The 20,852-nt window shown below is 66.7% G+C and carries 18 protein-coding genes; 9 read left to right on the forward strand and 9 right to left on the reverse strand.

Annotated elements, in window-relative coordinates; all coding sequences use genetic code 11:
- Window positions 1-242: 242 nt before the first annotated feature.
- A complete protein-coding gene (bamA, locus tag CMC5_RS19490; RefSeq protein WP_082362620.1) occupies window positions 243-2,873 on the forward strand; it encodes an outer membrane protein assembly factor BamA in 2,631 nt (876 codons plus the stop codon).
- An 88-nt stretch (window positions 2,874-2,961) separates the two neighbouring features.
- Entirely contained in the window at window positions 2,962-3,744 is a 783-nt protein-coding gene (locus CMC5_RS19495; protein WP_245678523.1) for a rhomboid family intramembrane serine protease, read from the forward strand.
- A 60-nt stretch (window positions 3,745-3,804) separates the two neighbouring features.
- Here CMC5_RS19495 and CMC5_RS19500 read toward each other — a convergent pair whose 3' ends face one another.
- From CMC5_RS19500 to CMC5_RS19540, 9 genes are all read right to left on the reverse strand, one after another.
- Window positions 3,805-4,155 carry a hypothetical protein gene (locus CMC5_RS19500; RefSeq protein WP_156338734.1) on the reverse strand — a complete coding sequence of 117 codons (351 nt, stop codon included), beginning with the start codon at window positions 4,153-4,155 and terminating at the stop codon, window positions 3,805-3,807.
- Window positions 4,156-4,166: 11 nt separating this feature from the next.
- Window positions 4,167-6,083: an RNA polymerase sigma factor RpoD gene (gene rpoD / locus CMC5_RS19505; protein ID WP_050431833.1), complete on the reverse strand. Its 1,917-nt coding sequence runs from the start codon at window positions 6,081-6,083 to the stop codon at window positions 4,167-4,169.
- A gap of 125 nt (window positions 6,084-6,208) precedes the next feature.
- Window positions 6,209-8,209 carry a DNA primase gene (locus CMC5_RS19510; RefSeq protein ID WP_050431834.1) on the reverse strand — a complete coding sequence of 667 codons (2,001 nt, stop codon included), beginning with the start codon at window positions 8,207-8,209 and terminating at the stop codon, window positions 6,209-6,211.
- A 134-nt stretch (window positions 8,210-8,343) separates the two neighbouring features.
- Window positions 8,344-8,901 carry an ATP synthase F1 subunit epsilon gene (atpC, locus tag CMC5_RS19515; RefSeq protein ID WP_050431835.1) on the reverse strand — a complete coding sequence of 186 codons (558 nt, stop codon included), beginning with the start codon at window positions 8,899-8,901 and terminating at the stop codon, window positions 8,344-8,346.
- 7 nt (window positions 8,902-8,908) lie between these two features.
- On the reverse strand, window positions 8,909-10,333 hold the full coding sequence (gene atpD, locus CMC5_RS19520) for a F0F1 ATP synthase subunit beta (RefSeq protein ID WP_050431836.1): 1,425 nt from the start codon (window positions 10,331-10,333) through the stop codon (window positions 8,909-8,911).
- A 185-nt stretch (window positions 10,334-10,518) separates the two neighbouring features.
- Window positions 10,519-11,373, reverse strand: a complete 855-nt coding sequence (gene rsmA / locus CMC5_RS19525) for a 16S rRNA (adenine(1518)-N(6)/adenine(1519)-N(6))-dimethyltransferase RsmA (RefSeq protein ID WP_050431837.1) — start codon at window positions 11,371-11,373, stop codon at window positions 10,519-10,521.
- 11 nt (window positions 11,374-11,384) lie between these two features.
- Window positions 11,385-13,061: a DUF58 domain-containing protein gene (locus tag CMC5_RS19530; RefSeq protein ID WP_050436005.1), complete on the reverse strand. Its 1,677-nt coding sequence runs from the start codon at window positions 13,059-13,061 to the stop codon at window positions 11,385-11,387.
- Between the two features lie 7 nt (window positions 13,062-13,068).
- The gene (locus tag CMC5_RS19535) at window positions 13,069-14,040 is read right to left on the reverse strand and encodes an AAA family ATPase (RefSeq protein ID WP_050431838.1); all 972 of its coding nucleotides are present in this window, start codon (window positions 14,038-14,040) and stop codon (window positions 13,069-13,071) included.
- Window positions 14,037-15,380: a DUF4350 domain-containing protein gene (locus tag CMC5_RS19540; RefSeq protein ID WP_245678524.1), complete on the reverse strand. Its 1,344-nt coding sequence runs from the start codon at window positions 15,378-15,380 to the stop codon at window positions 14,037-14,039. The genes CMC5_RS19535 and CMC5_RS19540 overlap by 4 nt, the downstream gene beginning before the upstream one ends.
- Window positions 15,381-16,232: 852 nt before the next feature.
- Between CMC5_RS19540 and rpsP the strand changes: the two genes are divergently transcribed.
- Genes rpsP through CMC5_RS19575 form a run of 7 tightly spaced genes read left to right on the forward strand, consistent with a single transcriptional unit; the run spans window position 16,233 to window position 20,733 of the window.
- Entirely contained in the window at window positions 16,233-16,493 is a 261-nt protein-coding gene (gene rpsP / locus CMC5_RS19545; RefSeq protein WP_050431839.1) for a 30S ribosomal protein S16, read from the forward strand.
- A 2-nt stretch (window positions 16,494-16,495) separates the two neighbouring features.
- A complete protein-coding gene (locus CMC5_RS19550; protein ID WP_050431840.1) occupies window positions 16,496-16,744 on the forward strand; it encodes a KH domain-containing protein in 249 nt (82 codons plus the stop codon).
- 17 nt (window positions 16,745-16,761) lie between these two features.
- Window positions 16,762-17,295: a ribosome maturation factor RimM gene (gene rimM, locus CMC5_RS19555; RefSeq protein ID WP_050431841.1), complete on the forward strand. Its 534-nt coding sequence runs from the start codon at window positions 16,762-16,764 to the stop codon at window positions 17,293-17,295.
- A 31-nt stretch (window positions 17,296-17,326) separates the two neighbouring features.
- Entirely contained in the window at window positions 17,327-18,049 is a 723-nt protein-coding gene (trmD, locus tag CMC5_RS19560; RefSeq protein ID WP_050431842.1) for a tRNA (guanosine(37)-N1)-methyltransferase TrmD, read from the forward strand.
- Window positions 18,046-18,624, forward strand: coding sequence for an RNA methyltransferase (locus CMC5_RS19565; protein WP_245678526.1), 579 nt, complete (start codon window positions 18,046-18,048; stop codon window positions 18,622-18,624). The genes trmD and CMC5_RS19565 overlap by 4 nt, the downstream gene beginning before the upstream one ends.
- Before the next feature lie 28 nt (window positions 18,625-18,652).
- Window positions 18,653-19,741 (forward strand): tRNA epoxyqueuosine(34) reductase QueG, encoded by a 1,089-nt coding sequence (gene queG / locus CMC5_RS19570; protein WP_050431843.1) that lies wholly within the window; start codon window positions 18,653-18,655, stop codon window positions 19,739-19,741.
- The gene (locus CMC5_RS19575) at window positions 19,738-20,733 is read left to right on the forward strand and encodes a lysophospholipid acyltransferase family protein (protein ID WP_082362622.1); all 996 of its coding nucleotides are present in this window, start codon (window positions 19,738-19,740) and stop codon (window positions 20,731-20,733) included. Before queG ends, CMC5_RS19575 begins: the two co-directional genes overlap by 4 nt.
- Window positions 20,734-20,852 lie beyond the last annotated feature (119 nt).

Here is a 20,852-nt window from a genome sequence, read left to right on the forward strand (position 1 = left end):
GAGGGACGACGGCGTGACGGCCACGCCTGGCCGCTGGCGTGAGAACGCAGCAGAGGAGGGCGCTCCGCTCCGCGTGATGGCCAGGGAGAGACGGTCACGGCTGTCTTCCGCGCACGGACGCGGACAATGGCGGCATGTTCGGGGCGCTCTGGACCACCAGGACGGCGGATTGGTGCGTTTTTGCGAAGGGTTGAGCGACCGCCCCTTGAGACGGCTCCCGCGCTGGGCTACGCGGGGGCGCCTTGTACGAGACTGGTTTCCGTTCACAGATTCTCCTCCAACGCGCGTCGCGGCTCTTCGGGCTGTGGACCGCGCTGTGGGTCGCGCTGGCCCCGCTCCCCGTGGCGGCGCAGACCCCTGCTCAGCCGAATGCGGATGAGCAGGAAGGGGAGCCTGGTGACGCCGTTCCGCCCGCACAGCCGGCGGCGCCCGGCGCGCCGTCAGCTCCCACGACCAGCGCCCAGGACAGCGACGCGCCTGACCTCGTCCCCACGCTGCCGCCCACGGAAGCAGAGCAAGCGCGTGGTCAACCCGTTGCCAAGATCACAGTAGCCGGCAATCGGCGCATCTCGACCGACGACATCTCGGCGTATCTAGGCCAGACCCGCATCGGAAGGGCGTTCAGTCCCGAGGGGCTCTCACGGGACGTGCGTGAGCTGTGGGACTCGGGGCTGTTCGAGGACATCGAGATGGACCTCACACGCCGGGATGACGGCGTACACCTGCGTCTCCTGGTGCGCGAGCGGCCCAGCATCAAGGCCATCGAGTTCAAGGGGAACAATGAGGTCGACGACGAGGATCTCACCGAAGCGCTGTCTGCGGAGGTGAAGACCGGGACGATCCTGAGCTACGCGGCCATCCGCCGAGGCATCCAGAAGATCCGCGACAAGTATGCGGAGGAAGGCCACTTCCTCGCCGAGGTCGAGAACGAGGTCGTCCCGCAGAAGGACAACCAGGTCACGCTGCGGTTCACGATCAAAGAACACGAAGCGGTCACGGTCCGTCGGATCACGTTCATCGGGAACAACAGCATCCCTGATGCCGAGCTGCGTGAGGTGATGCTCACCGGGCAGGACAGCCTGTTCAACTTCGGGACCGGCGGGCCGTTCCGTCAAGATGCCTTCGAGCGCGACGTCCTCGTGCTCAACGCGCTCTACTACGACCGCGGGTTTCTCTCGGCGCAGATCGCGACCCCACGCGTGATGCTGACCCCCGACCGCACGGGCATCGAGGTCACGCTCTCGATCAACGAAGGTCCTCGGTATCGCATTCGCTCTCTGCGCATCCAGGAGCGTGACGCCGATGGTCGCGACGTCGAACCGCTCGGAGGTCGCAGGCGGATACGAGAGCTCGTGCGGGCCAAGCCGGGCGACTGGTTCAACCGCGCCGAGCTCGCCAAGGATCTCGCCGCGATTCAGACGCTGTACCGCGACGAAGGCTACGCCAACGTCGAGGCCCTCCCCGACACCAACCTGGATCCCGAACAGCGCGAGGTCGACATCGCGGTCGTGATCCGGCGCAACCAGCCCGTGTACTTTGGCCGCATCGAGATTCGCGGCAACACGAAGACCCGGGACAAGGTCATCCGTCGCGAGATGGAGATCTACGAGACCGGGCTGTTCAGCGAGAGCAAGCTGGAGAAGTCCAAGCGCAGGATCACCGCCCTCGGCTACTTCGAGCGCGTGGACATCTCCACCGAGCAAGGTGATGATCCACAGCACGTCAACGTCTACGTGGAGATTGGCGAGAAGCCGACGGGGACGTTCCAGATCGGCGCTGGCTTCTCCAGCATCGAGAACTTCATCGCCACCGCGCAGGTTCAGCAGGCCAACCTGTTCGGAAACGGCCAATCTCTGGCCATCCAGGCGCAGATCTCAGGGCTTCGTCAGCTCGTCGACATCCGCTTCATCGAGCCCTACCTGCTCGATACGAGGTTCTCGGGGTCGGTGAACGTTTACGATCAGCTGCGGATCTACAACCAGTTCTCTCAGACGTCGACGGGCGGCTCGCTCACCCTTGGCTATCCGATCATCGAACCCCATCTCCGGGCATCACTCGCCTACACGCTCGAGAACAACCGTATCTCCACGTCGACGACGTCGACGTTCCTTGGGACGGCGTCGGCTGTCTCCGTATTCCAGCGCCTGCCCCTCGCGAACCTGTTCAACGACGGCATCACGTCGAGCATCCGTCCTGCGATCACCTACGACACCCGAAACAACCAGCTCTTTCCGACGGCTGGCATGTTCCTGCAGGGATCTGCGGAGGTGGCCACGAAGTACCTGGGTAGTGACAACCAGTTCTGGCGCTACCGGACCACAGCGCGCTTCTACTACCCGATCACCGACAGCATCGTCATCAAGCTGAACTCCGAGGCAGGGCTGGTCACGAGTCCGGACCCGGCGGGTGTGCCGATCTTCGCGCGTTTCTTTCTCGGCGGCATCTTCGATGTCCGTGGCTTCTTCCTGCGCACCATCGGCCCGCGTCTGCCCCTCCGGGCCACGCTCGACGACCACGCTCCACCGATCGCCGAAGGCGCCAACATCGGTGGCAACCTGATGTACTACCAGAACCTCGAGTTCGAGTTTCCGATCATCGACGCCGTCCAGATTCGCGGCGTGGTGTTCACCGATCTCGGCAACGCATGGAACCTGGAGCAGCTTTACTGCAACGCGGCGCCAGCCTCTCCGTACGACGTCTCGAATCCCTGCTTCACGTTCAGCCGCCTGCTGAACGTGAGGACGTCTTGGGGTTTCGGAATCCGCTGGTTCTCGCCGCTCGGCCCGCTCCGTTTCGAGTGGGGCTTCCCGTTCTCTCCGCTGCCCTACGAAGAGAGCAGCCGTTTCGAGTTCACCATCGGGAACTTCTTCTGAGAGACACCTCGAGCGACCCCACCGGATACGCGCTGAGCGGCCGGACGAGGAGTTGCCAGAGTGCGTCGCGTCAGTACGCTTGAGACCCATGGACGAGCGAATGACGATGGGCTTTCCGCGACCGGGGAGAGCCCTCATCGGCGTGATGGTGGCCATCACGTGCATCTGGGTGATGTTCGCCGTCGGCCTGAACTTCGGTGACGTGAGCAACGCCGTGCTCGCTCCCTTCGTCGGAGACGTCGACAAAGTCCTGCACGGGCAGGTGTGGCGCCTGCTGACAGCTCCGCTGATCCACGACCCGCGCAACCCCTGGCATCTGCTGACGACGCTGATGGGGCTCTACTTCCTCGGCACACCCCTGGAGCAGCGGTGGGGCGCCAAGCGGACCCTGCTCTTCCTGGTGGGCTCCGCGGCCTTTGCCTATGCCGTTCAGGTGGCTGCCACGGTGCTCGTGCCCAGGGTCGGGCAAGCGGGCTTCTACGGTGGGCTAGGGATGGTCGAAGCAGTCGCGATTGCCTGGGCGCTCGCTTACCGAAATGCGACGGTCCGGCTCTTCTTCGTCCTGCCTGTGAGCGGGACGATGCTGCTCGTCTTCGTGGTCGCGATGTCGGTTCTGAACCTCATCTCCCTGCGTGCACCGCCCGAAGGTCTCATCACGCCCTTCGGCGGCATGCTGGCTGGATGGCTGTTCGGGGAGTTGTCCCCCCTGCGTCGCCTCCTCGTGCGCCTCCGCTTCAGGCAGCTGCAGGGGAAGTCAGATACCCTGCGCCGCATGCGGACATCCTCCCCGCGAAGCCGCTCAGGGCCTCCGCTGCGCGTCCTGCCTGGCGGGCAGAAGTCGAACCCCAAGGACAAGCGCTGGCTCAACTAGCCGCGCCAGCGCCGACCGTTCCTGTGAAAGCTCGAACAGGGAGCAGGGAAGGGGAGCCGCTCACGGTCTGGAGCACTGGTGGATCTGATCCAGTGACCTGGCAGCGAGCAGGCACTCCAGCTCCATCTGGCTGACCCGCTTCCCCGCGAGGTCTCGCTTGCACTCGGTCAACCAGTCGGAACCCAGGCGCTCGCCTTCGCTCAGCAGGACGCCGGACGCCTTCGTGGGCGCCTGTCCTCCTGGAGGTGCGGCCTTGCGGACCTCCTCGATCCACGTTCGCTGGAGGCTCTCGCCCACCCGACGGCAGTCCTCGTCCGTGATCGTCTGACCACAGGCGCACAGAGCAGGGAGGATGAGCAGGAGGGACGTCGCGCTCCGGAGAGAGGTGGAGCGCGACCGGTGGAGGAGCATCCTCACCACACTCAGCTGTCGATGAAGCTCTTGAGCTGCTTCGAGCGGCTCGGGTGACGCAGCTTCCGCAGCGCCTTCGCCTCTATCTGTCGGATACGCTCGCGCGTGACCTCGAAGTCTTGACCCACCTCTTCGAGCGTGTGGTCGCTCTTCTCGCCGATACCGAACCGCATCCGGAGCACCTTCTCCTCGCGCGGTGTGAGCGTCTTCAGCACCTTCCTCGTCTGCTCGGCGAGGTTCATGTTGATGACGGCGTCTGCCGGCGAAATGATGCTCTTGTCTTCGATGAAGTCGCCGAGATGTGAGTCTTCCTCTTCACCGATCGGTGTCTCGAGGGAGATGGGCTCCTTGGCGATCTTGAGGACCTTCCGCACCTTGTCGAGCGGAAGCTCCATCTTCTCTGCGATCTCTTCAGGCGTCGGCTCACGCCCGTATTCCTGCACGAGGTAGCGAGACGTTCGGATCAGCTTGTTGATCGTCTCGATCATGTGGACGGGGATACGGATCGTCCGCGCCTGGTCTGCGATCGCGCGTGTGATTGCTTGCCGGATCCACCAGGTCGCATACGTCGAGAACTTGTAGCCGCGCTTGTACTCGAACTTGTCCACGGCCTTCATCAGGCCGATGTTCCCCTCCTGGATCAGATCCAGGAACTGGAGCCCGCGGTTCGTGTACTTCTTCGCGATCGAGACCACGAGGCGGAGGTTCGCCTCGACCAGCTCGGCCTTCGCCTTCTCGGCCATCCGCTCGCCCTCGCGGATGTTCTCGTAGGTCCGCCGGATGGCCTCGACGTCGATGTTCAGCTCTTCCTCGACCTTCTTGAGACCCTTCTGGGCGTTCTTGATGGTCGCTTCCCACTCGAGGAGGTCCTCGCGTGTGACGTTGAGCTTCCGGGCGAGGCGCGCTTCCGCGATCCTGTTCCCCTTGACCTTCGCCAGCTCACGCTTGATCTCGCCCTTCGAGAGACCCGTGCGCTTCTCCAGCTCGGTGGCGCCCGCTTCCGCCTTCTCCACCTTGGAGATGAGGCCCTTGAGCTTCTGGACGATCTTGTCGATCGTCCGCTTGTTCAAGCGCATCTCTTCGAGCGTCGTGACCAGCTCACCGTTGACCTGAGCCACCTCTGCATCGAGCTGCTTGCGCCGGGTGTCCGTCTTGACACCCTCCTTGCGCTCGTCGATGAGTTCAGCCTTGCGCTTGTCGAGCCGCTTGACCTTGTCGATCAGGCGGATGATGCGGCGGTCGGCCTCCTCCTCGTCGAACTCCTGGTCGTCGTTCTCCGCGTCCTTGATGATCTCCTTGACGCGGATCTTGTGCTTCCGGAGCTTCTCACCGAGATCGATGATCTCGCGGACGGCGATCGGAGAATCGAGGATGGCGGCATTGACCTTCTGCTCGCCTGTCTCGATCCGCTTCGCGATCTCGACCTCGCCCTCGCGCGTGAGGAGCGAGACGCTCCCCATCTTGCGCAGGTACATCCGGACGGGATCGTTCGACTTGGAGTAGTAGTCGACGTCCTCTTCTTCGCGATCCGACGTGAGGAGGAGCTTCTTGTCGGACGCTTCCTCGTCGGCGATTCGCTTGGGAGCAATCTTGACCTGCGTCGCCCCGTCGACGATCTCGATGTCCTCGTCGCCAAGGGCACCGACGACATCGTCGATCTGGTCGGGGGAGACGTCCGCCGGGAGCGCGTCGTTCACCTCGTCGTAGGTGAGGAAGCCCTTGCTCTTGCCGGTCTCGACGAGCTTTTCCAGGGCCTTCCGGTCCTTCTCTGCCCGCTCCGTGCGCAATGCGCCATCGGGCTTGGAACCACTGCGGCCTCCAGAGGACGCCTCGCGCGTCGCTCCACCCTTCGCACCGTTTGCGGTCCCGCCCGCGCCCTTTGCGATGCCGCCCGCCCGACCAGAAGACTGCTTGGCCTTGCTCGCCATTACCTCATGCTCCATTGGTAGCGGCTCGGCCGCCCCACAGGGACTTCAGTTCCACCAGCTCTGAACTAACGAGAACATGGTTGGCGCCATTGGACTGCCCCGGGGTGAGAGGGCCAAGACGCGCGTCAAGAAAGCCCGAGCTTCTCGCGGGCCCTCCGTTGAACTTCACGCAGCATGGATTCCTCGGAAGCGACGTCCCCCATCGCCTCTCCCTTTTCGAGCTGGTGCACCACGGCGGCGTTCGCACGCTTCAACGTCAGCCGCCTCAACTTTCGTGCATTCTCAAGGAGTTCCGTCTTCGCCTCGGCCGCCCCCTCGAACCCCGGTGCGGCAAGACGTCCAGCCGCGAATGAATGGATCGCGCTTGAGATTTGCGCAAGAAATTCGTCGGCGGCAAGTCCCTTTTCGGGAATGAAGTACCGTCGTGCAGCGACGACTGCGAGCGCCACATCCCCCTCGAGGACCTCCAGCGCGGGAACTACCTCGGGATCTGCCAGGATTTCAGGGCAGTCGATGACGGCGCCGAGGATGGCGAGCCGGATCTGGTCTTCGCGCGAGAGATTCCGCCCGTGAGCTGAAGCAGGATCCGGGCCGTAGCTCTCGGGACCCTCCGAAAAGCCCCCTCCGTGGTCAGGGGGTCGGCGGCTGGCGGTCGCGGAACGGCGCGCTCCTGGTCCTTGGGATAGCGCCTCGTCGACGATCCGCTCGAGCTGGAGAAGGTCTGTGGGCGACCTGTCGCCGATGATCAGCTTCGAGGACACGCGATCCGCATAGAGCTTGCTCATCAAGCGGAGGTTGGGATCGTCTTCCTCGGCGAGCAGGGCCGCGACTGCCTTGATGCGTGCCATCTGGTCCGGAAGTGACGCGCCACTGAAGTCGTCCCCGTTGAGGGCGGCGTCGATGAGGTACTCGAGCAGCCCACGGGCATCCTTGACGAGCCGCTGGATGGCTTCAGGGCCCTTCTGGCGCGCGAGGTCGTCGGGGTCGAGCCCGGGCGCGAGCGCAGCGACCCGCGCCGTCAGTCCCGCCTCACGACACGGAACTCGGGCGGCCCGGGTCGCCTTCCGTCCCGCTGCATCTCCGTCGAACAGGAGCACCACGCTCGGGGCGAAGCGCTTGAGCAGACGGGCTTGCGCTGTGGTGTACGCCGTCCCGAGAGGTGCCACGGCATTGGTGATTCCGCGGGCGTGGAGCGCGACCACGTCGAAATTTCCCTCGACGAGGATGGCCTCTCCGCGCTGTCGGATCGTGTGACGCGCCTGGTGGAGTCCGAACAGGTGCTCGCCCTTGGTGTAGATGCGAGACTCGGGGCTGTTGATGTACTTGGCCGGTGCCCCATCCGTAGTGGCCGCCGGACCTGAGAGCCTGTGCGCGGTGAGCTCGGCGGGCGTGGGGTCGGGCAATGCTCTGCCGCTGAACGCGATCACCCTCCCCAGCACATCGGTGACCGCGAACATGAGGCGGTGACGAAAGCGGTCGTAATGCCCACTGCCGGAGGAGCGGGGGACGAGGAGACCCAGGCGCTCGGCTTGAATCGGTGAGATGCCCTGACGCTTCAGGTGTGAAGCCAGCCCATCCCACCCGTAGGGCGCATAGCCCACGCGAAACGCCTGGAGCGCGTCGGCAATGGAATCTGGCGCCTGTCCATCGCTGGACAGCGGAAGTCCGCGTCGAGCGAGTTCCTCGCTGGCGTAATGGGCGAGGGGATGGGCGGGGGTGGAAGGCCCTCCGCGGAGCTGATGCTCGAAGAAGGTCGCCGCGATCCGGTTGACGTCGTAGAGGTCTTCTTTTTCTCTACGGGCGCCCTGCGCTTCGCGTCGCTCTGCATCCGTGAAGGTGTCGACGATCTCGATGCCGGAGCGCTCTGCGAGCGAGCGCACGGCTTCGGCGAACGTCTGGCCTTCGATCTTCATCACGAAGTCGACGGCGCTGCCGCTCTCTTTGCAACCGAAGCAGTGATAGAAGCCGCGCTCTGCGTTGACGTGGAAGCTGGGACTCTTCTCCTTGTGAAAGGGACAGAGGCCGGTGAAGCTTCGACCCCGACGCGTGAGCCGCACCGTCTCGCCGATCAGGGCGACCAGATCGGTCCGCTCCTTGACGAGCGCAATCGTCTCCGGCGAGATCATCGTGGGTTGCGAGTTCTCCAGCGCAAGGCTCTGCGCTCCGTCGCGACATGTAGTCTTCTGCGGCGGAGCCTTACGCGCAAGGGGGGACGCCGAACTTTGGGAGCCCCGGAGGGCTCCCTCGATCCCGGAGCCGGCTACTTGGTGTCAGGGAAGGCGGATCCAGGACTCTTGTGATCGGTCAGGCTCTCATCGGGCTGGGACGAGGCTGCCAGTTCCTCCTCCGGCGGCGGCTCGGCATGGTTGACGAGGAACCGGGTGTCCTCACGGACCATGGGGGGCGGAGGATCACCGATCAGCTCAAGCTCGGTCGCCAGCCACTGCTCTTCCTCGATCAGCTCACGCCGTCGTGGATCCGTCAGCTCTCCGTGCCAGTGATCCAGCTCTTCATCCACCTCCTTGAGGCGCATGCGGGTCTTCACCACGTCCACGTCTTCCGCCCGGGCGAAACGCTCGGTGAGGAGGAGGGCGACATCCGCCGCGACCTCCACGAAGCCATGGTGCACGGCGAGCCGATGCTCACGACCTTCCTTGTGATAGGTCACGAGCCCCGTCCGCAGAGCCGCGAGCAGCGGCAGGTGGCCCGGCAACACGCCGAACTCACCCGCCACGCTCGGTGCGGTGACGTCGGTGACCTGCTCTCGCAGGGCCACGCCCGTCGGGGTCACGATCTCGAGCAAGATCGTCTCGGCCATGGCGCGCTCAGGCCGCCTTCCGTGAGGAACGGGCCTTCACTTCGTCGAGCCCGCCGGCCATGTAGAAATCCTGCTCGGAGATGTGGTCGAGCTTGCCGTCGAGGATCTCCTCGAAGCCCGAGATGGTCTCCTTGAGGGGGACGTACTTGCCGACGCGACCCGTGAACTGTGCTGCCACGAAGAAGGGCTGCGACAGGAACTGCTGGATGCGACGCGCACGGGAGACGACGAGCTTGTCGTCCTCGCTGAGCTCGTCCATGCCCAGGATGGCGATGATGTCCTGGAGGTCCTTGTACTTCTGGAGGGTCTGCTGCACGCGTCGAGCCACGGAGTAGTGGCGATCGCCCACGATCTGCGGGTCGAGCATCGTCGACGACGAGTCGAGCGGGTCGACGGCCGGGTAGATGCCCAGCTCGGAGATGGCGCGCGAGAGCACGGTGGTCGCATCGAGGTGGGCGAACGCCGTGGCCGGAGCGGGGTCGGTGAGGTCGTCTGCGGGCACGTAGATGGCTTGCACGCTCGTGACCGAGCCCTTGGTCGTCGAGGTGATGCGCTCCTGGAGCGCGCCCATCTCGGTCGACAGGGTGGGCTGGTAACCGACGGCGCTCGGGATACGGCCGAGAAGGGCGCTCACCTCGGAGCCGGCCTGGGTGAACCGGAAGATGTTGTCGACGAAGAGCAGCACGTCCTGCCCTTCCTCGTCGCGGAAGTACTCGGCGACGGTGAGCGCCGAGAGCGCCACGCGGGCGCGTGCGCCGGGGGGCTCGTTCATCTGGCCGTAGATGAGCGCCGCCTTCGAGATGACGGGCGCGCCGCTCTCCAGCTTCGACTCGCTCATCTCCAGGAAGAGATCGTTGCCCTCGCGGGTGCGCTCGCCGACGCCGGCGAACACGCTGACGCCGCCGTGCGCCTTGGCCACGTTGTTGATGAGCTCCTGGATGAACACGGTCTTGCCGACGCCGGCGCCGCCGAAGAGGCCGATCTTGCCTCCTTTGCGGTAGGGCGCGAGCAGGTCGATGACCTTGATGCCCGTCTCGAAGATCTCGACCTTCGTGGCCTGATCGACGAATGCCGGGGGATCCCTGTGGATGGGGGCGAATTTCTTCGCGTTGACCGGGCCGGCCTCGTCGACGGGATCGCCGACGACGTTGAGGATGCGCCCCAGGCACTCCTCGCCGATCGGCATCATGATCGGACTTCCCGTGTCCTTGACCTCCATGCCGCGGGTCAGACCCTCGGTGGACTCCATGGCGATGGTGCGCACGGCTGATTCGCCAAGGTGCTGGGCGACCTCGAGCGTCAGGTTGTCGGCCTCAGCGGAGATGCTGGGGTTCGAGACCTTGAGGGCGTTGAGGATCTTCGGGAGCTGACCCGGCGGAAATTCGACATCGACGACCGGGCCGATGACCTGCGTGATCTTACCGACGACCATGGAGCTGGAGCCTCCTGAGGAGATAGCCGCGGAGCGCGCGGCTCCGTACTTGGGGACGCTGAGCGTCGCGCGGGCCACTAGCACGGGCCTGCGCGCATGACTAGGGGGGGATGGTGTCGTCCGGGGACCGCTGCAGCCGGATGCTGTCGAAAGTCTCCTTCGACGCCCTGGTCACCCTGTTGCCCTCACCGATCACGGTAGGCCGCGATCCTGGCGAAGGCCTCGACGTCGAGCGTCTCCCCGCGAGCATCCAGGGAGATCTTCGCGTCCTGTGCATTCCGCTCGAGTTCTTCCAGGGTCCAGCCGTAGAGCCCCCGCCAGGCATTGCGGAGCGTCTTGCGTCGGGCACCGAAAGCTGCCCGAACGGCGAGCCGAAAGGCCTCGGTCTCCTCCGCACGTCGGGGTCGGATGGGGGTGAGGACCACCACCGCCGAGTCCACCTCGGGCCGAGGGTAGAAGGCGCCGGAGCGGGCGGTGAGCAGGCGTTTCACCTCGAAGGCGGCGCGCACGAAGACGGTGAGGGCGCCGTAGGCATGGCTGCCCGGTGAGGCGAGGAGGCGCTCGGCGACCTCGAGCTGCACCATGAACACGGCGCGGTCGATCTGATCGGCGACCTCCGTGGCCCGCTCGAGCAAGCGGCCGGTAATCTGGTAGGGCAGGTTGCCCGCGATGCTCCAGGGGCGGAGTGGCTCGACGCTGGACAGCGTCGCGATCCAGTCGAGCTGCGCCGCGTCGGCCTCGAAGATGGTCAGCCGGCCTTCGTCGATGACCGCAGCGAGTTCCTCGTGGAGGATGGGGACGAGGTCACGATCGCGCTCCACCGCGAGCACCCGGCCAGCGCGGTCCAGGAGCGGCCGCGTGAGCGCACCGAGGCCGGCACCGATCTCGAGCACCGTGCCGCCGGCAGGTGTCGTCGCAGCTTCTGCGATGCGGCGCGATGTCTCGTCGTCGACCAGGAAGTTCTGCCCGAACCGCTTCTTGGGGGCGAGCCCACGAGCGCGCAGGCGCCCCGCCGCCGAATTCTGTCCGCCGCTGGACATCCGTTGCTCCATTACTTGCCCGTGGCGCCATCCGGCGTCGGCTCGGGCGGGATGAGGTGCTCGGCACGCGCGTGCTGCGAGATCGGCCGGATGCGCGAGACGCGCACCCCGAGACGTCGGAGTGCGGCCTCGCGTCGTGCTTGAGCCACGCGCGTCCTCAGCAGGACGGCTTCCGCCGCGATGGGGGCGGCGTCCTGGAATGCATCGCGCGCAGGGACTGCCGTCTCCTGCTCGTCTGGGTCCCAGTCGTGATGGCGCGCTGGCGTCCACGGGGGGGTCAGCGCGGGCTCAGTGTCCGGCGTCGACCAGAACACCATGGCGCCTCGCCGCGTGAGCCTGCGCAGTGCTTCGGGGAGCGGGCCAGTCGTCACCTCCTGAGGAGGCGTGGCCATCACGTGGACGATGCTGGCGCGGGGCTTGGCGCGGGCGATCGTCGTGAACACCTCCCCCAGCATGACGGCGACATCCCGGTGATCCGGCTCGAGTCGGGGAGGGGACTCGATCCCGTAGCTCGCGAGGTAACGTCGGAGTGTGCGGTCCCGGGGCGAGCGCCCAGCAGGCGCTGCGGCCGCGAACGGCGCACGCGTGCGCATCGACTCTGCCCGCGCCGCCAGCCGATCGAGATCGCTGCGTCGGACGTCGGACAACCCTTGCGCGTCGAGCGGACGGAGGTGTTCCAGCACGCGGACGGCGACATCGGCTTCGTCGAGATCGCTGCGCTCGGCATCATAGGTGCTGCATCCGACGAGGAGGGCCTGGGCGAGCTTCTGACCGTGAACCGGCCCGTGATCGGGCGGCAGCAGGGTGCGGATCCCGTTTGCGAAGATGACGAGCCCCACCCGATCTCCGCGCCCCAGATGTCTCGTCGCCACCGTCGCGGCTTCGTCGATGGAGAAGTCGAGCGGAGCTCGTCCGACAGGGCCCGCCCACAACTCGACCGAGGCGTCGAGCACGACCCACACGACGTCTCGCTCTTCCCGTTCGAGTTCTCGAACGAGCAGGACCCCCCGTCGGGAGCTGGCCTTCCAGGCGATCTTGCGAAACGGATCCCCGTGCTGATGCTCGCGCAGCTCGCGCAGCTCATCCCCTTCTCCGCGCGCCCGCCCCGGCCTCCCGACGGCTGCGACGAGATGGCTGCGCCCTCCGCGCGGTTGCATGAGGTACGCCATGAAGGGTCGTGGAAGCACCTCGATCCCGTAAGGATTGGCGAAGGTGAGCGGGACCTCGAAGAGCCCGGGTGCCCCATGCACCTCCAGCGCGAGGCCATGCAAGCCGTGGTGACCGACCCTCGGTGCGCGCACGACCACCTTCACCTTGAGCCGCCCCGATGCCATGACTTCACCCCGATCGGGGTGAATGCTCACGTCGAGCTGGGATGAAGCGACCGCGCGCAGTCTCACGAAGCGCGCGGCGAGGGTGTCACGGTTCCGAACTTCGGCGTCGATCTCCACGACGCCACCCCGTGGTGTGCGGACGAGTCGACGCTGCCCCGTCCAGAGCATCTCGAAGCCCGCGGCACGGATCCGTGCGACGGAGACCAGCGTCACCGCGCGGGCCAGCGCGAGCGCGACGAGGATGGCCCCGCCCCATCCGACGATGGCGGGCTCACGTGCGACGAGCCCCACGCCCACCACCGCCGCTCCGGCGACGGCCAGGTGAGCCGCGGTGCGAGTGGGGTAGAGCTGCATGCGTGGCTCAGGCTGGGCGCACCGCGCGCCGGTAGCCGACACGCTGCACAGCGTCCTCCACGATGGCGTCGCGCGCACGCGGATCGCCCTCGGCCTCGGGTACGAGCACCAGCCGGTGAGCGAGGACGGCGCCCGTCATGCCACGCACGTCGTCCGGCGTGACGAATGGGCGCCCACCCAGCACGGCCGCCGCCTTGGCCGCCTGGATCAGCGCCAGCGAAGCCCTGGGAGACGCCCCCAGCAAGACGCGTGGATGCGTCCGCGTGAACGCCGTGAGGGCGACGGCGTACTCGTAGATGTCGTCCTCGACATGGATGCGCCGAGCGATGTTCTGCAGCGACAGCAGCTCCTGCACGTTCAGCACGGCCCGCCCCTTGGGCGGATCCACGTTGTGGGCGCGGAGCATGGCCACCTCGTCTTTGTGCAGCGGGTAGCCCAGGCTGACGCGGATGAGGAACCGATCGATCTGCGCCTCGGGCAGGGGATAGGTGCCCTCCAGGTCGATCGGGTTCTGGGTCGCCAGCACGATGAAGGGGGCAGGGAGCTCGAAGCGATCTCCTTCGATGGTGACCTGACGCTCCTGCATCGCCTCGAGCAGCGCGGACTGCGTCTTGGCAGGTGCGCGGTTGATCTCGTCGGCGAGCACCACGTTGGCGAAGATGGGCCCCGGTCGGAGCGCGAAGGTACCTTCCTTGGGCGACAGCACGTACGTGCCGGTGATGTCCGCGGGCAGCAGATCCGGGGTGAACTGGATCCTCCGTACGGTGGCTCCCAGTCCGGCGGCGAACGCTTTGACCAGCGTCGTCTTCGCGACGCCGGGCACGCCCTCGAGCAGAACGTGTCCCTGAGCCAGCAGCGCGGTCAGCAGCACATCGAGGGTCCGCGTCGACCCGATGTAGACGCGCAACACCTCTCTCCGGAGGGCATCGAGCCGCTCCTTCGCTGCCGTGATCTCATCGACGGCGACGGCCTGCGTCATGCGGCCCCCTTGCCAGGGGAGCTCTCGACCCCGAGTCGCAGCGTCCCGTCGGCGTGACAGGCGGCGAGGACGTCCCGCACCACCTTCGCCGCGTGAGAGAGCGCTGGACGGGAAACTGCCGTTGGCTTGCCGGCAACCACGGACGCTTCGACTCGCTGCATGTTGGACAATACTTCCTTGAAGTCCGAGAACGTTCGCTCGTCAAGGCCTCCCTCGCGCGCCACGAGCTGCGTCAGCGCGTCGACGGAGGGATCGGCGCCGAGGCCGAAGCGGAGCGCCATGGCCTCGAAGAGCGCGCTTTTGAGTTCGAGGAGCATCAGGCTTCTCGGCGACGTGGGGGCCGCGAGCACCGCGAAGCGCCCAGCGACGCCTCCCTGGGCGACCAGGGGCACGGGTCGAGCGTAACGCGGCAGGGGGCTCCGGTAGGGCCGCGCGGCCGTACGCGCCACCCAGACGGCCACGCCCAGCGCCGCCATCGCTGCGAGCGCGAGGAGCATGGCCGCCGGGAACCCCTCTTGCCGCGCCTCTTCGAGCATGCGCAGCAGCGCGGCGACCTGCGCATCGAGCTCCTTGCGCAAGGTCGTCTCTCCCCCGAACGTCCCTTCCTGGTCGAACCGGTTGGCCACGATGAACAAGCGCCCGCGCTGGGCCTGACTCCCGTCCTCGTCCACCAGGTAACGCACCAACCCGACCCCGAACGCTCGATTGCCCGGATAGCGGAGCATGAGGTTGATGAGGGCGGACGGGTCGCTCATCGCGAAGAGACGACCCTTCTCGACCTGACCTGCCACGGCGATGACCACGTCCGGCTCGTTGATCGCGCGGATGCGCAGCACGGGTGACAGGTTGGGATGACGAAGACCCGTGGGGTGATTGGTCACCAGCTTCTGGACGTTGCTCACCACCGGGTGGGGTCCCACGGCCTGGCCCCCCACAGCGTCGATGACGGGCTCTGCCAGCGCCAGGGCGGCGCGTCCTCGCAGCGACGCCACCGGACGGCTGGGCGTCGCCGTCCGCTCGATCTTGAACCGCTTCAGCGTGTCGTCGCCACGCCCGAAATCGTCGACGATGGCCAGACGTCCGCCGGCCTTCATGAACGCCGTGCTCTCTTCGGGATCGATGGGCTGAACGGGGTGCAGCACGAGCACCCCGTCTTCGGGCTGCACCCGACTCCAGTCGAGCACGGCCACGGCGCTGACCCGCGCGCTGCCGAGCTCTGCACGCGCGATCTCGAGGAACTCGGAGCATCCCTCCCAGGTGTTGTCGTTTACATCAAAGGCACCCGCCAGCGCCGTGAGGGGCGTGGCGAGCACGAGCAACGCCGCCAGCGCGATGCCCACGCTCGGGGATCGCGGCGCGCAGAGCCTTTGAAAACAGCCGTTCAAACACGCGCGAAGTCGATGGAGGACGGCAGAGCTCCTTCGCTGTGTGCGACCCATTCGACTGCCGTGCCGCGTCATGTGCGGTGCGAACATACCACTGTCGGCCAGAGCGATAACCTTGACCCGCCACCCTACATTGCTAGATTCGCTTTTAAGAGCGGGGTGCCTTTTCAAGAGGCCTCGTTCCTCCGACACCGAAGAGAGAACATCACCAGAGGTGGAGGGGCGCCGATGCTTCCCCCGTTCATCATCGAGCAAATAAGGCAACGCGAAGAAGAGAAGAACCGGGCCAGACGGGAAGACAATGAACGGCCCCGTCTCGAGCTACCGCTTGAACGCTATCCGTCCCCACGTCGGGCACCGGAGGACGAAGACGACCCGAATCGAGGCGTCATCATCCTCGACCTGGGCTGAGGCCACATCCGACAGACGCCCCGCAGACGAGGTGCTCATCTCCCCGCGCCTCGTGCTCATCTCTTCTTCAGTCCCCCTCCTCGTCCGAATCCTGTCTGGTCATCTCGCATCCAGCGAAGCTGGGAAAGATGGCCCACGCCGCGTCCCTCTTCCGTCCACAGCCCGAGATCGAACGGGCGCAACCCCTGAAATCCCGGAACGCAGGGTTGACGGACGATGCCGTTACGCCTACTTTGCGCGCCCCGCGCCTGACGTGATATTGCGCCCAGGCATGCACTCCGCCTTCACCTGTACTTCGTTCGAGGGTAGAGAGCAGGGATAGCGCAACCACCAAGGCGCCAGATCTGGGGCGCCTTCTCACTCACGCGCTCGTTCAGGAGAACCCGAGGTTTACCGATGGCCGTTCATATCCGCCTCGCCCGCGCGGGCACCAACAAGATGCCCTTCTACCGCATCGTCGTCGCCGACCAGCGCAGCCCGCGCAACGGCCGGTTCATCGAGCGGGTGGGCACTTACGACCCGCGCCGGCCCGAGATCCGGCTCGATTTGACCCGCGTCAATCACTGGCTCTCGAAGGGCGCCCAGCCCTCGCACACCGTCTCGTTGCTCCTGAAGCGGAGCAACAAGCAGGTCGAGCCGGCGGCTACCGAGAAGTGACCATGGCTTCCGCGTCCCCTCTTGTGGATCTCGTCACGCTCGTCGCCCGACAACTCGTCGATCGCCCCGAGCAGGTGGTGGTCCGTGAAGTGACCGGTGACCGTTTCCCGCGGATCGAACTCAGCGTCGCCCGTGAGGACATCGGCAAGGTGATTGGCAAGGACGGGCGGACGGCACAGTCCATCCGGACGTTGCTGAGCGCCGCCGCGAGCAAATCGGGCCGTCGCGCGCACCTCGACATCCTCGATTGAGAAACGCGGTCTCCCCCGTGGAGCGAAGGTTCGTCCCTGTCGCGGAGATCGCGAGGCCTCACGGCGTGCATGGCGAGATTCGCCTGCGCGTCTTCAATGAGACTTCCGATCTCCTGGTCCGGCGCCTACCCATCCGGCTTCGCTTGTCGGATGGGTCGGAGCGTGACGCCAAGCTGGAAGCGGTCCGTCCCACCAACAAGGCGCTTCTCGTGCGCATCGCAGGCGTCGACGACCGAGACGCGGCGGAAGCGCTGCGTGGCGCGTTCGTCTGCGTCTCTCGCGACCTCTTCCCTCCTGCCGAGGACGGAGAGTTTTACGCATGTGACATCGAGGGCGCAGAGGCCGTGACTGCCGAAGGGCAGGCGGTCGGTCGGGTGACGGGTCTCGTATCCTACCCGAGCTGCGACGTCCTGGTGATCGCCCTGGGTGATCCGCCCGAGGCCGGCAAGAAGCCCAAGGTGGTCGAGGTGCCTCTCATCGACGCCTACGTCTCGTCGGTCGACGTCGCGCGTCAGGTGGTCACCCTCGTCACGCTCGAAGGCTTGCTCTAGAGCGTCCGTCGCCCGACGGCGCTGCATTCTCATGCGTATCGACGTCATCACCCTATTTCCGGAGCTGTTCGAGCGGTTCCTTGCTGTAGGCATGGTCGGTCGGGCCTTCTCGACGGGGGCTGCGCAGGCGCGCCTGCGGAACCCCCGCGACTTTGGCCTCGGTCGTCACCGCAGCGTCGACGACACGCCCTACGGGGGTGGCTCGGGGATGGTGATCCGGGTCGACTGCGTCGTGAATTGCATGGAAGCGCTCGACGCAGAGGCCGTCACGCCTGGCGAGACCCCGGTCCGCGCTCACCGTCTGCTGCTCACCCCGCAGGGGCAGCCATTCACTCAGCAGAAGGCGCTCGACCTGGCGAGCCGGCCTGCCATCGCGCTCCTGTGTGGGCGCTACGAGGGCTTCGACGAGCGCGTCCGCAGCTTCGTGGACGAGGAGATCTCGCTCGGTGACTTCGTGCTGAGCGGAGGCGAGGTGGCCGCGATGGCGGTGATCGATGCCTGTGTCCGGCTCCTACCTGGGGTGCTGGGGAACGCCGGATCCATCGAGCACGAGTCTCACAGCCCCGCGCTGGGAGGGCTCCTCGAGTATCCGCACTACACGCGACCCGTCGAGTTTCGAGGCTTGCGGGTGCCCGAGGTGCTGCAACAAGGCAACCACGCCGCGATCGCGCGATGGCGGGGCCAGCAGGCCGAGATGAGGACCACCGAACGCCGCCCCGATCTCTGGGAGAAGGTGAAGAAGGAGAGATCGTGACGAGGATCGCGCTGGCGCTGGTTCATTACCCCGTTCTGGACAGGGCAGGGGAGCGGGTGACGACGGCCATCACCAACCTGGACCTGCACGACATGGCAAGGAGCGCTCGAACCTATGGTGCCGAGCGGCTCTTCGTCGTGCACCCGGTCGAGGCCCAGCGTGCCCTGGCGACGCGCATCCGAGAGCACTGGATCGAGGGCTCGGGGGGTCGTCGGATCCCCGACCGCGCCGTCGCCCTCGAGGTGCTCCAGGTGGTGCCGACGCTGGAGGACGCCTACCAGGCGCTGGCCACCCCCACGGAAGGACAGCCCGCGCGACGTGGCATCGAACTCTGGACCACTGCCGCTTCGAGCCGCTTCGGCGACGTGACGAGCATGGCGACCGCGAGGGCACGGATCGAGCAGACCGACCGGCCGATCCTCATCGTGTTCGGCACGGGGTGGGGCCTCGCGCCGGAGATCTTGAGTGACGCCGACGTCCGGCTCGAGCCCATCCGCGCCCGCGCGGACACGGGCTTCAACCATCTCAGCGTCCGCGCTGCGTGCGCCATCACGCTCGATCGGCTCCTCGGCTGACCCGAGGGGATGGGGGCGGGCGAGCGGGATGCAGCCGGAGCTCGATCGGCGCGTGAAGGCAGAAGCCCTGGCGCTGGGCTTCGACGTGGTGGGGGTGGCGCGCGCCGACGAACCCCTCGAGACCGAGCACACGCGCTACCGCGAGTTCATCGATCAGGGAATGCACGGCGAGATGACCTACCTCGCGCGCTACGTCGAGGAGCGGAGGCGGCTCGACACCACGGCCATCCTGGAAGGCGCGCGCTCGGTGATCTGTGTCGGGCGCCGCTATGCCCGGCCACGCTCGGACGAGTCGGAAGATCCCTCGCTCGCGCAGGGCGTCGCTCGCTATGCGCGCGGCCGCGACTACCACAACCACCTGAAAAAGAAGCTCCGGCAACTCGCGAAGTTCGTCGCGTCGCTCGCCGAAGGCGCTCGCGCGCGCGCCCTCTGTGACATCGAGCCCGTGCTCGAGCGCGCGTGGGCGGCGCGCTCCGGCATCGGCTTCGTCGGCAAGAATGGCCTGGTGATCACCCCGGGACAGGGCAGCTACCAGATGCTCGGAGAGGTCGTCACCACCCTCGACCTGCTCCCCGACGAGCCGATCCGCGAGCGCTGCGGCTCATGCACCCGCTGCCTCGACGCATGTCCCACCCAGGCGTTCGTCGCCCCGTTCGTGCTCGACCCGCGCCGGTGCGTCGCCTACCTGACCATCGAGCAGCGCACCGCCCCAGAGCCGGCGCTGAGAGAAGGCATGGGCGAGCACCTCTTCGGCTGCGATGTCTGTCAGGAGGTGTGCCCATTCAACCGGACCGCACCACCACCACCTGCGCGCACCGCTCCCTTTCATCCCCTCGCGCGCTGGGAAGGGCGCGCTCTCGACGAGCTCACCACACTCGACCAGGCTTCCTTCGAGGCGCTGACCGAAGGGTCCCCCGTGCGCCGCGCCCGCCGTGAAGGCCTCGCACGCAGTGCCACCATCGTCGCCGCGAACCGCCTTGCTCGCGGCGCCTGCTCCGACGACGAGACCGAGACGGCGCGCAGAGCGCTCCACGCCGCGCTCCAGCACGACGACCCCTCGGTGCGCGAGGTCGCTCGCTGGGGCCTCGAACACGCCCGAAAGGCGCCCACGGAATGAGCCATTCCTCACCTCACCCCCGAGCCGAACACCCGGAGCGCCTCCGAGGTGCACCGCAGAGCGAGCCCACCACGCCCCCTGCTCGGCCGCTGCATGCAGCGATCCCGGCCAGACTGCGCGCCCTGCTCCACGACCTGACCCAGCACGACTCCGTCATCTGGCGTCGCGCCATGCAGACCGGTGTCGAGCACGGCCCAGACGCCCTCGTACGGTACGGCCCCACGCTCTTCGGCGTCGCCTTCGCGGCCACCCTCCCTCGCCACCGCGCCGCGGTCCGCCGCAACCTGCGCCTCGCTCTGGGCCCTCTCGGCCCGATCCAGGAGGCACGCCTCATCGCCGAGGTCTTCTCCAACTTCGCGGCCTCCCTGACCGACGCCTTCGTGGCGGGCAGCGACCGTCGCGATCGACTCATCGGCGCCTGCGTCAACGAAGAGCACTACCAGGCCGCCGTCGCCCGCGGGAACGGCGTGATCTTCGTCACCGCACACACCGGCGGATGGCACGCTGCCGGACCTCTCCTCCAGTCGGTCTACGAAGCCGATGTCCTCCTCGTCATGCAGCAAGAGCGCGACGAACGCGCGCAGGCGATCCAGGACGGCGCCCGCGATCGCATCGGTGTTCGCGTCGTCCGTCCCGAGGACGACCCCCTCGCTGCGCTCCAGCTCGCCTCCCACCTCCGCCGACGCGGCGTCGTCGCCGTGCAGATCGATCGCCTGCCCCCTGGCATGCGGGGCCGCACCGTCGATCTCTTCGGAGCCCCCTGGCAGATGCCCGAGGGCCCCCTCCAGCTCGCCGCCGTGACCGGAGCCCCCATCCTTCCCATCTTCACACGCAGGGTGGGCTACATGAGGTACGAACTCCTCATCTCTCCCCCCATCGAGATCGGCCGCCGTCCCACCGAAGCGGCGCTTTCCGTGGCGGCGCGGCAGATCGCCGCAGAAATGGAGAGCTTCGTGCGCGCCCACCCGACCCAGTGGTTTCATTTTGCCTGACGTCACGCGGGCCGCTGCATCGGAGCCCGAGGTGGGCTAAGAGTCGCGCCGATGGCGCGTGTGCTCGTTGGGCTCCCTGAGTTTCAGGGAAAGATTGAGAAATACAAAGAGCGGTTCGA

The organism is Chondromyces crocatus, from assembly GCF_001189295.1.
GTDB classification, from domain to species: Bacteria; Myxococcota_A; Polyangia; order Polyangiales; family Polyangiaceae; genus Chondromyces; species Chondromyces crocatus.